The organism is Neorhizobium sp. IRS_2294, from assembly GCF_050500145.1.
In the GTDB taxonomy this organism is placed as follows: Bacteria; Pseudomonadota; Alphaproteobacteria; order Rhizobiales; family Rhizobiaceae; genus Neorhizobium; species Neorhizobium soli.
Genome location: NZ_CP191439.1, coordinates 1,927,600 through 1,940,632, shown reverse-complemented (window position 1 = coordinate 1,940,632; position 13,033 = coordinate 1,927,600). Strand labels below are relative to the sequence as shown.

11 protein-coding genes are annotated in these 13,033 nt (G+C 60.4%); 7 read left to right on the top strand and 4 right to left on the bottom strand.

All coding sequences use genetic code 11. The annotated features are described in order from the left end of the window. Positions 1–42 precede the first annotated feature (42 nt). Positions 43–1,029 (bottom strand): GTP 3',8-cyclase MoaA, encoded by a 987-nt coding sequence (gene moaA, locus ACQY1K_RS09410; protein WP_430258958.1) that lies wholly within the window; start codon positions 1,027–1,029, stop codon positions 43–45. A gap of 210 nt (positions 1,030–1,239) precedes the next feature. Between moaA and ACQY1K_RS09405 the strand changes: the two genes are divergently transcribed. From ACQY1K_RS09405 to ACQY1K_RS09395, 3 genes are read left to right on the top strand one after another with little or no spacing between them, the layout of a single operon-like run. Next, positions 1,240–1,626: a gamma-butyrobetaine hydroxylase-like domain-containing protein gene (locus ACQY1K_RS09405; RefSeq protein ID WP_430257171.1), complete on the top strand. Its 387-nt coding sequence runs from the start codon at positions 1,240–1,242 to the stop codon at positions 1,624–1,626. Positions 1,627–1,657: 31 nt separating this feature from the next. Continuing rightward, a complete protein-coding gene (locus tag ACQY1K_RS09400; RefSeq protein WP_430257170.1) occupies positions 1,658–3,481 on the top strand; it encodes a monovalent cation:proton antiporter-2 (CPA2) family protein in 1,824 nt (607 codons plus the stop codon). Then, on the top strand, positions 3,478–4,086 hold the full coding sequence (locus ACQY1K_RS09395; protein WP_092660801.1) for a pyridoxamine 5'-phosphate oxidase family protein: 609 nt from the start codon (positions 3,478–3,480) through the stop codon (positions 4,084–4,086). Before ACQY1K_RS09400 ends, ACQY1K_RS09395 begins: the two co-directional genes overlap by 4 nt. A gap of 10 nt (positions 4,087–4,096) precedes the next feature. On the opposite strand, the gene ACQY1K_RS09390 is transcribed toward ACQY1K_RS09395, so the two are convergent. Both ACQY1K_RS09390 and fumC read right to left on the bottom strand, forming a co-directional pair. Continuing rightward, positions 4,097–5,167 (bottom strand): GGDEF domain-containing protein, encoded by a 1,071-nt coding sequence (locus ACQY1K_RS09390; protein ID WP_062456544.1) that lies wholly within the window; start codon positions 5,165–5,167, stop codon positions 4,097–4,099. Positions 5,168–5,431: 264 nt separating this feature from the next. Next, on the bottom strand, positions 5,432–6,823 hold the full coding sequence (gene fumC, locus ACQY1K_RS09385) for a class II fumarate hydratase (protein WP_430257169.1): 1,392 nt from the start codon (positions 6,821–6,823) through the stop codon (positions 5,432–5,434). A gap of 390 nt (positions 6,824–7,213) precedes the next feature. Between fumC and ACQY1K_RS09380 the strand changes: the two genes are divergently transcribed. Continuing rightward, the gene (locus tag ACQY1K_RS09380; protein WP_430257168.1) at positions 7,214–9,217 is read left to right on the top strand and encodes a L,D-transpeptidase family protein; all 2,004 of its coding nucleotides are present in this window, start codon (positions 7,214–7,216) and stop codon (positions 9,215–9,217) included. Between the two features lie 67 nt (positions 9,218–9,284). On the opposite strand, the gene ACQY1K_RS09375 is transcribed toward ACQY1K_RS09380, so the two are convergent. Then, positions 9,285–9,953 (bottom strand): HAD family hydrolase, encoded by a 669-nt coding sequence (locus tag ACQY1K_RS09375; RefSeq protein WP_430257167.1) that lies wholly within the window; start codon positions 9,951–9,953, stop codon positions 9,285–9,287. Positions 9,954–10,140: 187 nt separating this feature from the next. On the opposite strand from ACQY1K_RS09375, the gene rpiA reads away from it, so the two are divergent. From rpiA to gor, 3 genes are all read left to right on the top strand, one after another. After that, positions 10,141–10,836, top strand: a complete 696-nt coding sequence (gene rpiA, locus ACQY1K_RS09370; protein ID WP_062456553.1) for a ribose-5-phosphate isomerase RpiA — start codon at positions 10,141–10,143, stop codon at positions 10,834–10,836. Positions 10,837–10,855: 19 nt separating this feature from the next. Next, on the top strand, positions 10,856–11,443 hold the full coding sequence (locus ACQY1K_RS09365; RefSeq protein ID WP_184653280.1) for a DUF2059 domain-containing protein: 588 nt from the start codon (positions 10,856–10,858) through the stop codon (positions 11,441–11,443). A 135-nt stretch (positions 11,444–11,578) separates the two neighbouring features. Next, positions 11,579–12,967, top strand: coding sequence for a glutathione-disulfide reductase (gor, locus tag ACQY1K_RS09360; RefSeq protein WP_430257166.1), 1,389 nt, complete (start codon positions 11,579–11,581; stop codon positions 12,965–12,967). Positions 12,968–13,033: the final 66 nt, after the last annotated feature.

The following is a 13,033-nucleotide window of genomic DNA, read 5'->3' as shown; positions in this document are numbered from 1 at the left end:
TCAAGCCGGCTCTTTTCACATCTGAGCTTTGCTTCGTTTACATCACCCGCCGGTGACGCTCATGTGCCGCGACACCGCCGGGCGGTTGTTGCGGTCGATGATGAAGTCGTGGCCTTTCGGCTTGCGCGAAATTGCCTCGTCGATCGCCGCCGAAAGAACGGCCGGTTCGTCCGATGCGCGCAGGGCAGCACGAAGATCGGCAGCGTCGTTCTGGCCGAGGCACATATAGAGCGTGCCGGTGCAGGTCAGGCGGACGCGGTTGCAGCCTTCGCAGAAGTTATGCGTCATCGGCGTGATGAAGCCGACGCGGCCACCGGTTTCGGCGACCTCGACATAGCGGGCAGGGCCACCGGTCTTGTAGGGGATGTCGGTGAATGTGAACTGCTGCTCGAGATCGGCGCGCAGCTTCGACAGCGGCAGATAGCGGTCCGTGCGGTCTTCCTCGATCTCGCCCATGGGCATGGTCTCGATGACCGTCAGGTCCATTCCGCGGCCATGGGCGAAGCGCAGCATGTCGGCGATCTCGAATTCGTTGAAATCCTTGAGCGCGACCGCATTCAGCTTGATCTTCAGGCCGGCCTTCTGCGCCGCATCGATGCCTTCCATGACCTTGGAGAAGTCACCCCAGCGTGTGATGGTCTTGAACTTGTCGGGATCGAGCGTATCGAGCGAGACGTTGATGCGACGCACGCCGCAATCGTAGAGTTCTTGCGCGTGGCGGGCGAGCTGGGAGCCGTTCGTCGTCAGCGTCAGCTCGTCGAGATTGCCCTCTTCGATGTGGCGACCGATCGAGCGGACCAGATACATGATGTTCTTGCGCACCAAAGGTTCGCCGCCGGTCAGCCGGAGCTTGCGGACGCCCTTTGCGACGAAGGCCGAACAGAGCCTGTCGAGCTCTTCCAGCGTCAGCAGGTCCTTTTTCGGCAGGAACGTCATGTTTTCCGCCATGCAATAGGTACAGCGAAAGTCGCAGCGATCCGTGACCGAGACACGCAGATAGGTGACCGCGCGACCAAACTTGTCGATCATCGGTGCGTTGGTCGCGGCAGGGCCGGCAGTCAGTGGCGGTATGACAAATGAATTCACGGGTAAATACTCCTGACGCCAGAACTTGGGTCCGATCCGGGGCAACGTCAAGGTTTGTACTCCTTAACGTGATGATGGACCGTTCACGGCGAACGGGCTTGCGAGGCATGAGCGAAGTCCATAATCGTGAGACATTCAAATTGGAAGAGAAACATGACTGACGTTCCCAACGACAGCTGGCCGACGGAATTGCGGGTTTCGCCGGACAAGAGAACACTGACCGTGCACTTTGAAGACGGTGCGTCTTACGCCCTGTCCGCCGAGATGATGCGCGTGCTCTCGCCTTCCGCAGAAGTTCAGGGCCACAGCCCGGACCAGAAGGTGACGGTACCGGGAAAGCGCCTTGTGGGCATACGCAACGTGGTCGCGACCGGCAATTATGCGGTCCGCATCGCGTTCGACGACGGCCATGACAGCGGTATCTTTACCTGGCGCTATCTGCGCGAGCTCGGGACCGAGGGCGACGCGCTTTTCCAGGGTTACGAAAATGATCTGGCGGCCAAGGGACTGAGCCGCGATAGTGTCATGCAGACGCGCTAAAGCGATTTCGAAAACAAAGGGGATTGTCGGGGTGGCAGCGGAATCAAATGCGGGCGATCTGGTTCAGGTCGTCGCGCTTCTCGGGGCAGCGGTTATTGCGGCACCCCTCTTCAAGAAGATCGGTCTCGGATCCGTGCTCGGCTACCTCGCCGCCGGTTTGGCGATCGGGCCTTTTGGACTGAAGCTTGTCTCGGATCCGCAGGCGATCCTGCACATTGCCGAACTCGGCGTCGTCATGTTCCTGTTCGTCATCGGCCTGGAAATGCAGCCATCGCGGCTTTGGAGCATGCGAAAGGATATTTTCGGGCTTGGCGCACTCCAGGTGTGCGCCTGTATTGTTTTGCTGATGGCTGTCGGGATCGGCTTCGGTTATCCGGCGCCTGTCGCCTTCGTCGCCGGCACCGGCTTCGTCCTGACCTCGACGGCAATCGTCATGCAGATGCTTCAGGAGCGCAACCATCTGCATACGCCGAAGGGCCAGCATATCGTTGCGATCCTGCTGTTTGAGGATCTCGCCATCGTGCCGCTGCTGGCTATCGTCGCCCTCCTGGCGGCGCAGGGCGAGGCGGTATCCTTGACCGAGCGGCTGCAATCGGTCGGCATCGGGTTTGCAGCGCTTGCCGCACTCGTTCTTGCCGGGCGATACCTGCTCAACCCGTTCTTCCGGCTGCTTGCCAATTCCGGTGCGCGGGAGGTGATGACCGCCGCGGCTTTGCTCGTCGTGCTCGGATCGGCGCTGCTGATGCAGTTTGCCGGTCTGTCGATGGCGATGGGGGCGTTTCTCGCCGGCGTTCTTCTCTCCGAATCATCCTTCCGGCACCAGCTTGAGGCCGATATAGAGCCGTTTCGCGGCATCCTGCTCGGTCTGTTCTTCCTCGGCGTCGGCATGGCGGTCGATCTGTCGGTGATTGCCGCCAACTGGCAGCATGTGCTTCTGGCCGTGATCGCCTACATGATCGTCAAGGGGCTGGTGATCTACGGGGTCGCAAGGCTGCTCGGCACGTCCCACGCTGAAGGTCTCGGCCGTGCGATCCTGATGGCGCAGGGCGGCGAATTCGCGTTCGTGCTTTACGCGGCGGCGGCCTCCGTCGGCATTCTCGATTCGGAAACGAATGCCGTGCTGACGGCGACGATCGTCATCTCCATGGCGGTGACACCGCTGGTCGTTGCGATCTACGTGCGCACCGCGCCGAAGCCGGAAGTGGATACGAGCGGTCTGGCCGAGCCAGAGAATATCGAAAATACGGTGCTGTTGATCGGCTTCGGGCGTTTTGGACAGATCGTCAGCCAGCCGGTTCTGGCGCGAGGCTATACGCTGTCGATCATCGACAGCAATGCGGAGTTTATCCGCGACATCGGCGATTTCGGCTTCAAGGTCTATTACGGCGACGGTGTCCGACCCGAGATCCTGCATGCAGCCGGTGCGGCGACGGCAAGGGCGATCCTGATCTGTGTGGACGACAAGGAAGCGGCGCTGAAGATCGCCGAGATCGTCAAGGAAGAGTTCCCGCTCGTTCCGGTTCTCGCCCGCGCCTATGACCGCGGTCATGCGATCGATCTTCTGAAGGCCGGCGTCGATTACCAGATCCGCGAAACCTACGATTCGGCGCTGAGCTTCGGAGGCGAGGTTCTGCGCGCTCTGGGTGAGGCCGACGAGACCGCGCTTCAGATGGTCGAGGAATTCCGCGAGATCGATCGCGAACGGTTTGCGCTGGAACAGGTCGGCGGCATCTATGCCGGCCGTTCGCTAATCAAGGGCAATGCGCAACCGGCAGACATCATCGCCGCCAAAACGGCGCGCGAACGGGAACGACGGGCGGCCGCACAGGACGCGGCGCAAGGGGCAGCAAGATGACGGTTATCACGACGGTCGACGAACTGAAGGCGATCTATGGCGACAGCAGCGAGGCATCGCTTGCCAAGGTGACCCGCTTCCTGACGGCCGAATATCGGCAGATGATCGAGGCATCACCGTTCGTGGCGCTGGCAACCGTCGGGCCGGAAGGGATCGACTGCTCGCCGCGCGGCGATCTCGGCGGGGTGGTGCGGATCGAGGACGAGCGGACGCTGGCGCTTCCGGACTGGCGTGGCAATAACCGCATCGATTCGCTGATCAACATCGTTCGAGATCCGCGGGTCGCCCTGATGTTTCTCGTGCCGGGCTCGACGATGACGATGCGGATCAATGGTCGCGCGGTGGTGTCGGTGGAGCCCGGACTGCTTCAAAGCTTCGAGATGGACGGCAAGCACCCGCGCAGCGTGACGGTGATTGCTATCGACGAGGTCTATTTCCAATGCGCGCGGGCGCTGATGCGGTCGGAACTGTGGAACCCAGCTCGGTTTGTTGACCCGAAGACCCTTCCGACGCCCGGCACCTTGCTGAAGGCGGCAAAGGCCGACTTCGACAAGGAGACCTATGACCGCGACTGGGCGGACCGTGCCGCCAAGACGATGTGGTGAGGGCAGGCGGTCACTTCTTGTAGATCAGCCAGCTCTTGCTGACGTAATCCTTGGTCATGCTGTCTTCGTAGAAGACGGTCCGGTTTCGTCCGGAGTTCTTGGCATGATAGAGCGCCGTGTCCGCGCGGGCGTAGAGATCGCCCGGATCGGCTGCCTGCGAGGCCATCGAGTATCCGAGCGAGATGGTGACTGGCCCATAGTTGATGCCTGAGCGGGAATTGCGGAAGGCGCGCGTTTCGAGAGCACGACGCACCCGCTCGCAGATGATCATGACCTCGTCGGGTGTGTTGCCCTGAACGATGATCGCAAACTCCTCGCCGCCTGTGCGTGCGACGAAGACTTCCTTGCGGACGTTCGAACGGATGACCGAGGCGACGGTCGACAGGATCTTGTCGCCGACCGGATGGCCGTAGCTGTCGTTGATCTTCTTGAAATTGTCGATGTCGGCAAGGACCAGCGCCGTCACGGGCAGGCTTGGCGCATGGTCGAAGATCGTTGCTAGGCGCTCGTCGAAGGCGCGTCGGTTGGAAAGCCGCGTCAGGGAATCGGTATTGGCGATCCGCTTGTACTCGTCGAGTTCGCGGCGAACCTGATCCATTTCCTGCGAGCGTTGCTCCATGTCGCCGGCGGTCTTTTCGCCCTGCGCGATCTTGTCACCGGTGGCATCGTTGAGGAGGCTGACGGCGTTGCGGATCAGCTCGCTCGAAAAGCTGCTTTTGGCATTGATACGGACGGCGGTCTCGCCAAGAAGACGGCTGTAGCTTTCGAGCGACGCCTGTTCCTGACGCAACAGCTTCAAGACAGAGTCCAGCTCCGTCAAGATGCGGTCATGCGCCTTCTCGATGACATCGACCTGACCCGTTCCCAGGTGCCGGGCAGAAAGGTCGTCGAGTTCCTCTTGCGTCGCGCGTGAGCCCAGCGCCGCAAGATCCTGTGCCAGCTCGGGGTTGGAGCCGATGTAAGCTTCATAGAATAGCTGATAATTACGCGGTATCGAAGCGACCCCCATCGCCCGAATTGCGTATATGACTTGACTGATCAAATCACTGGATTGCGCCTTCGGCGCCACACCCGTCGTCATCGACGACCCCCACTAGACCTCATCCACTGTGTGGATAAATTTATATGTGACGAATGTTGGAAAACAATTAAGAGCAGTTTGTATTTGCGCAATTTTGTACGCGTTATTTTAATTATGATTCTATGTTATATTGCGTGAAAGTGCAAATCTTGGCTGAGCTTGCCATGCGAGCAAAACATATGGTTCGATCTAGCTCATTCCGGATGTAATCTTGACGACGGGGCCTATCGGTTGACCGACCCCGTCATCGCTCTAGCGACCGATTTACTTGGGGCCGATCATGTTTTCCGGACGGACATACTGATCGAACTCCTCGTTCGTCAGATAGCCACCGCCAACGGCTTCCTCACGCAGGGTGGTGCCATTCTTGTGCGCGGTCTTGGCGATCTTCGCGCAGGTGTCGTAGCCGAGCCTGGAATTCAGCGCGGTGACCAGCATCAGGGAGTTTTCGACGCCCTTGCGGATATTGTCTTCACGCGCTTCGATGCCGACGACACAGTTGTCGGTAAAGGAAACGGCAGCATCACCGAGCAGCTGAACCGACTGAAGGAAGTTGTAGGCCATCATCGGATTGTAGACGTTCAGCTCGAAATGCCCCTGGCTGCCGGCGAAGGTGAGGGCAGCATGGTTGCCGAAGATGTGGGCGCAGACCTGTGTGAGCGCTTCCGACTGCGTGGGGTTGACCTTGCCCGGCATGATCGACGAGCCCGGCTCGTTTTCCGGCAGCGACAGTTCGCCAAGGCCGGCACGCGGACCGGAGCCCAGGAAGCGGATGTCGTTGGCGATCTTGAACAGCGCCGCAGCGGCCGCATTGATCGCGCCGTGCGAAAACACCATCGAGTCGTGTGAAGCGAGCGCCTCGAACTTGTTCGGCGCCGTCACGAAGGGCAGGCCGGTGATCTTCGAGATTTCGTCGGCGACCTTTTCGGCAAAGCCGACCGGGGCGTTGAGGCCTGTGCCGACGGCAGTGCCGCCCTGAGCAAGCTTGGAGAGTGCCGGAAGCGTCAGCTCGATATTGGCGATCGCGGAGGCGACCTGCGCGGCATAGCCGGAAAATTCCTGGCCGAGCGTCAACGGCGTCGCGTCCTGCGTGTGGGTACGGCCGATCTTGATGATGTGGGCAAACGCCTTCACCTTGGCTTCCAGAGCCTCATGCAGATGCCTGAGCGCAGGCAGGAGATGGCGGACGATGGTTTCGACGCAGGCAATGTGCATGGCCGTCGGATACGTATCGTTCGACGACTGGCTCATGTTGACATGGTCGTTCGGGTGCACAGGCTTCTTGGAGCCCATGACGCCACCGAGGACTTCGATCGCCCGGTTGGAGATCACTTCGTTGGCGTTCATGTTCGACTGCGTGCCGGAACCGGTCTGCCAGACCACCAGCGGAAAATGATCGTTGAGTTTGCCGTCGATCACTTCCTGGGCAGCGTCGACGATCGCCTTGCCGACGGTCTTGTCAAGGCCTGCCAGTTCCATATTGGCGACGGCTGCGGCCTGCTTGACGATGCCGAGCGCACGAACGACGGCCAGCGGCTGCTTTTCCCAGCCGATCTTGAAGTTTCCAAGCGAACGTTGCGCCTGAGCGCCCCAGTAGCGGTCTGCGGCCACGTCGATCGGGCCAAAAGTATCGGTTTCGGTGCGCGTTGTGGTCATCGTGTCGCCTCTGTCTCCCATGCCCGCGAACGCGGGCGAACTATCGCGTGCCGGGCACGAAACCGGCGCCGGCATTACTATACCATTACCGGGTGACTTCAAGCGCAGCCGGGGTCGATTTGTGACCGTGTCCGCGTGCCATTTCGGTCACGCCGCGTGGAATTGTGCCCGATGGAACAATGGTCGGCCAAATAAACTAGGTTACCCATTGGTGAAAATTTAACGAATAATTTCTTAATCTTCGCCGGCGTTCGCGTATGCTTTGCCGCTCAGATCCGGCTTTGTGTGTGCTCGGGCGTTTCTTTCCACAGGCCACGCGATCGGATAGATGGCGGGCTGCATGAATTGATCCCGCAGATTTGCAAGCGGGTGGAAATGACGGGGACAAAATTGCCGCAAGATACCAAAAAGACTTCGCTCGCTCTGGCTTTGGTTTCCGGAATTTCGGCCTTTGCCGTCCTGGCCGGCCCCGCCAACGCCCTGACCCTGATGGATTTCCTGAAAGGCGGCCCTGGCAAGAGCCGCGCCGCCGACAACGGCGTTCCGGGTGTGACGACTGTTGCTCCTACCGAAAAGGCGCTGGCCGATCCCGAGCCGCTGCCGAAGGTGTCCGGACCCCGCTACTATACGTATAAAGCCGATGCCAGCCGGGCTGTGCAGACCGCAGGCTTTGCCGCGGCTTCAGCGACCGATGCGACCCGCCTGATCGCGCAGGCAAAGGTTTCGGCCCCGTCTGCGATCGCGTCCGCACTCGAAGCCTATTACAGCAAGAACGCAGCTCCGCTCTGGGTCTCCGGCGGCGATGCCAACGACCATGCGCGGGCGCTGATCAGCGTGCTGGAAAAGGCCGCCGACTTCGGTCTGGATCCCGCCGACTACGCGTTGAAGGTTCCGAACCTGACGACCGCCAGCGTCGCGCCGGCCGAAGCGCCGGTTGCGTCGGCTGAAGCCGAGGCCACTGTCGACCCCGCAACCCCCTCCGCCGCGGCGCCGGAAGCGGCAACCGCCACACCCGTCGCTGCCACGCCGGACACAGCTACCACCACGGCTGAAACGCCTGCCGTAGCATCACCTGCCGCCGGTCCGGCCGAGGGTCACGACCGCGATCTGATGCAGTTCGAGCTTGCTCTGTCTGCCAAGGCATTGCTGTTTGCGCAGGATATGACGCGCGGGCGTATCGATCCGAACAAGATCTCCGGATTCCACGACTTCAAGCTGAAGGCCGTTGATCTGAATGGCGTCATGGCTTTCCTGGCGACAGGTCAGGAACCCGGCGCCTATCTTGCAGGCCTTGCTCCGCAGGACCGGCATTTCACGGCTTTGAAAGCCGAGCTTGTCAGGCTGCGTGCTGAAGCTGCGAGTGAAGCGACCGCCGTGAAGCTCCCGGACAATCTGCTCCTGAAGCCGGGCAACAGCAGCCCTGATCTGTCAGCTGTTGTTGCGGCGATCCAGCATTCGGGGTCCGATGCGCTGAAGACCAAGCACGAAGCGACGCTTGCGAGCTACCAGCAGACGCCGGAATACACGCCCGAGCTGGTCGATCTGGTCAAGACGTTCCAGAGCGAAGCAGGCCTGAAGGCCGATGGCGTCATCGGTGCGGCGACCGTTCGCAAGATGGTCGGCCATACGTCGCAGGACAAGATCGAAAAGCTTGTGGTCGCCATGGAACAGGCACGCTGGCTGCCGAGCGATCTCGGTCAGCGCTACGTGTTCATCAACCAGCCTGCATTCCGCGTTTACTACAACGAGAACGGCGCCGAGCAGTTCTCGATGCGCACAGTTGTGGGATCGAAGGCGCATCAGACGTTCTTCTTCCAGGACGAGATCGAGACTGTCGAGTTCAACCCATACTGGGGCGTGCCGCAGTCGATCATCGTCAACGAGATGCTGCCGAAGCTTCGCGCGGACCCGTCCTATCTCGATCGTCTCGGCTATGAAGTCGCGGTCAATGGCAAGGCGGTGCCGTCGCGCAGCGTCAACTGGTACACTTCGACCCAGAACGTCTCGGTCCGTCAGCCTCCGTCGAGCGACAATGCTCTCGGCGACCTGAAGATCCTGTTTCCGAACGCCCATGCGATCTACATGCATGACACGCCTTCGAAGAGCTTCTTCCAGCGTGACATGCGTGCGCTCAGCCATGGCTGCGTGAGACTCGCAGAACCGCGCAAGATGGCTGCGGCCGTCCTCGGCATTTCCGAGCAGGAGGTCGATGCTCGGATCGCCGGTGGTGAAAACGTTGCGGCCAAGGTGACCGCAAAGATCCCGGTCTACGTTTCCTACTTTACCGCATGGCCGAACAAGGACGGAAAGGTCGAGTATTTCGACGACGTCTACGATCGCGACGCGGCAGTGAGAAAGGCATTCGAGGCAACCACGAAGGCACGTTCGGCTTAAAGCTGAAAATCTTGACGTCCAATTGGAAACGGCGGCCTTCGAGCCGCCGTTTTCGTTCGGGTTGACCTCAGATCATCTGCCGGATGACCTGGACGGTCAGATCGTCGAAGTGATCAATGACGATGTCGGCGTTGAGGTCCACGACGGGGACGTCGGAATAGCCGAAGCTGACGGCGATCGAACCAATCCTTGCATTTTGCGCGGCGAGGATGTCGTTGATGCTGTCGCCGATCATGATGCTGCATGCCGGGTCGGCGCCAGCCTTCTCGATCGTGCCGAGAATATGCCCCGCATCGGGTTTGCGGACCGCAAACGTGTCTCCGCCGGTGATGACGTCGAAACGCGAGGCAAGGCCAAGGCCCTGCATCAGCGGCAGCGCCAGTTCTTCCAGCTTGTTGGTGCAGACGGCAAGCCGGACACCTGCACATGCGAGGCGATCAAGACAGTCGATGACACCGGGATAGACCTTGCTCTTGCCCGGCATATTCGCCTTGTAATGCGCCATGAAGCGATCGAAAAGCCGCGTGGCCAGTTCGTCGTCGAGCGGCGTGTTGCGCAGGTGGAAGGCGCGGGCGATCATCATCCGCACGCCCTGGCCGACGAGATGGGTGATATCCTCATAGGCGACAGGGTGCAGATCGGCCGCGGCAATCGTGTGATTGAGGCTATCGATGAGATCGGGCGCGGTATCAACGAGGGTACCATCCAGATCGAAGATGACGAGGGGAGTTTTCACGGGTGCCTCTTGGTTTCGATGAATGCCGGCTGGAATATCAACACAGAAAAAAGCAAGGCAGCGACTAACACGGATCCGGCGACGCCGCAAAACCTCAGCAAGCCTGTGTGCAAGACGTTAGGCTCTTTCGTTTGTCAAAAGAGCCGTGTAAACAGCGACCGCAGGAACATTCTGGAGCTTTTGGCGGATGGACGCCCGAGAAATGAAGGTCAAGGCGGCTGAGGCTGCGCTGGGATATGTCGAAGACGGAATGCGTCTTGGCATCGGCACAGGCTCGACTGCCGAAGAGTTCGTTCGTCTCCTGGCCGAAAAGGTGCATGGCGGCCTGAAGGTTCTCGGCGTGCCGACCTCGGAGCGGACCGCCCGCCTTTGCGTCGAACTCGGCGTTCCCCTCAAATCGCTCGACGAACTGCCGGAGCTCGATCTGACGATCGATGGCACCGACGAGGTGGACGGGAACCTGACCCTGATCAAGGGCGGCGGCGGTGCTTTGCTGCGTGAAAAGATCGTTGCGGCGGCGTCTGCTCAGGTGATCGTGATTGCCGACGAAAGCAAGGTCGTGGAAACCCTCGGCGCGTTTCCGCTGCCGATCGAGATCAATCCGTTCGGGATGGCCTCGACACGCATTGCCATCGAAAAGGCGGCCTCCAGGCTCGGCCTTTCCGGCGAACTGAAGCTGCGCCGCGGTGGCGAAGATGTGTTCCGCACCGACGGCGGGCACTATATTCTTGACGCATCTTTTGGCCGCATTCCTGATGCAGAGGCCTTGTCAGCTCAACTTCATCTCATTCCCGGCGTCGTCGAGCACGGGCTGTTCATTCACATCGCGTCCTTTGCGATCATCGCCGGCGAGGCTGGTGCGCGGACGTTGAAGGCGAAATAACCTTAGGAGCAATCAACCCATGATCAAATTCGCGGTTCTTGGCCGTGCTGCCGCCCTCGCAATTGTGATGTCCGGCGCCCTTTCCGTTTCTGCTCAGGCCCAGGAAATTCCTGAGGCCCATATGGCGGCTGCGCGCGATGCTATCGCTTCGCTCAACGTCACCGATCGGTTCGACAACATTCTGCCCAACATGGCCGAAGCGTTGAAGGGTCAGTTCATCCAGTCTTCGCCGAACTTCCAGGAACAGATCAACGCCATCGTCGACGAAGAGGCGCTGGCGCTTGCTCCGCGTCGTGCGGATCTCGAAAAGGAAGCTGCGACGATCTACGCCAAAAGCTTTTCCGTGGATGAGCTGAAGACGATCTCGACCTTCTTCACGACCGAAGCCGGCAAGAAGCTTTTGAACAACCAGCCGCTGGTTGCCCGCGAACTCGGACGTGCGGCTGAAATCTGGGCCAACGGCATTTCGCGCGACCTGAACACCCAGGCGACCGCCAAGCTGCGCGGCGTTATCGATGCCAACCCGATCAAGGCACCTGTTGTCGATACGCCGGCACCTGCGGCGGCTGGCGCCAAGCCGGCTCCGACGCCTGCTGCCAAGCCCTGATCGACTGATCCACAAGACTTCTGAAAAGCCCGGAGAAATCCGGGCTTTTGTTTATGGCGGCTGCAGCATTATATGTGGCTGGCACCTATCTATGCCCCAAGCATCCCACCCATGTTCTTTCTTCAGGAGCCTGCCATGACCGCCTATGACTATGACCTGTTCGTGATCGGTGCAGGCTCCGGTGGCGTCAGGGCAGGGCGCGTTGCCGCGTCGCTCGGCAAGACGGTAGCCGTTGCCGAGGAATATCGGTTCGGCGGCACCTGCGTCATCCGCGGCTGCGTGCCGAAGAAGCTGCTTGTCTACGCTTCGCAGTTCTCGGAGCATTTCGAAGATGCTGTCGGCTTCGGCTGGACGGTCGGCGAAACCAGCTTCGACTGGAAAAAGCTGATCGCGGCCAAGGATGCCGAGATCGCGAGGCTCGAGGCGATCTACAAGCGCAACCTCTCCAATAGCGGCGCCGAGGCGATCGAAGATCGGGCCGAGCTTGTCGATGCCCATACGGTGCGCCTGGTGAAATCCGGAAGAACCGTGACGGCGGACAAGATCGTGATTGCCACGGGCGGCACACCCAACCCGCATGTGGCCCTTCCCGGCTACGAGCTCTGCATCTCGTCCAACGAGGCTTTCGATCTGCCGGAACTGCCGAAATCGATCCTGATCGCCGGCGGCGGTTATATTGCGGTGGAATTCGCCAACATCTTTCATGGCCTCGGCGTCGAGGTGACGCTGATCTATCGCGGCCAGGAGATCCTGTCGCGGTTCGACCAGGACATGCGCCACGGACTCCGCAAGGCGATGGAAGACAAGGGGATGCGGGTCATTCTGACCGACGTGATCGCCGAAGTGATGAAATCTCCGGCCGGTCATCTCATCGCGTCGACCATGGGCGGCGAAACGCTTGCCGTTGATACGGTGATGCTGGCGCTCGGGCGTGATCCGAACACCGATGGATTGGGGCTTGAGGCTGCCGGTGTCGAGGTGGACGAGCTCGGAGCCATCGTCGTTGACGAGTATTCGCGCACCAATATCGAAAACATCTATGCGCTCGGCGATGTCACCAACCGGGTACAGCTGACGCCGGTCGCGATCCATGAGGCGATGTGCTTTATCGAGACCGCGTTCATGAACAACCCGACCAAGCCGGATCACGAGCTGATTGCGACGGCGGTGTTCTCGCAGCCGGAAATCGGCACGGTCGGTCTTTCGGAAGAGGAAGCGGCCAAGCGCTATGCCGAGCTCGAAGTCTACCGCGCGGAATTCCGGCCGATGAAGGCAACGCTCTCCGGCCGGCAGGAAAAGACGATCATGAAGCTGATCGTCGATGCCGAGAGCCGCAAGGTGATCGGATCCCACATCCTCGGCCACGAGGCCGGAGAAATGGCGCAGCTGATCGGTATATGCCTCAAGGCCGGGGTGACGAAGGACGATTTCGACCGCACGATGGCGGTGCACCCGACGGCCTCGGAGGAACTGGTGACCATGTACACGCCGAGCTACCGCATCAGGAATGGCGAGCGGGTCTGAGGTCTGCTTGGACCGGGACGAATATAATTTAGCAATGTGAGATGGTTCGACGTCGTTTGTTGCACT

Coding starts and splice junctions, on each gene's coding strand:
- ACQY1K_RS09365 (WP_184653280.1), top strand. CDS start 10,856: ATGATCAAATTCGCGGTTCTTGGCCGTGCTGCCGCCCTCGCAATTGTG.
- ACQY1K_RS09405 (WP_430257171.1), top strand. CDS start 1,240: ATGACTGACGTTCCCAACGACAGCTGGCCGACGGAATTGCGGGTTTCG.
- ACQY1K_RS09395 (WP_092660801.1), top strand. CDS start 3,478: ATGACGGTTATCACGACGGTCGACGAACTGAAGGCGATCTATGGCGAC.
- ACQY1K_RS09390 (WP_062456544.1), bottom strand. CDS start 5,167: ATGACGACGGGTGTGGCGCCGAAGGCGCAATCCAGTGATTTGATCAGT.
- gor (WP_430257166.1), top strand. CDS start 11,579: ATGACCGCCTATGACTATGACCTGTTCGTGATCGGTGCAGGCTCCGGT.
- moaA (WP_430258958.1), bottom strand. CDS start 1,029: ATGATCGACAAGTTTGGTCGCGCGGTCACCTATCTGCGTGTCTCGGTC.
- fumC (WP_430257169.1), bottom strand. CDS start 6,823: ATGACCACAACGCGCACCGAAACCGATACTTTTGGCCCGATCGACGTG.
- rpiA (WP_062456553.1), top strand. CDS start 10,141: ATGGACGCCCGAGAAATGAAGGTCAAGGCGGCTGAGGCTGCGCTGGGA.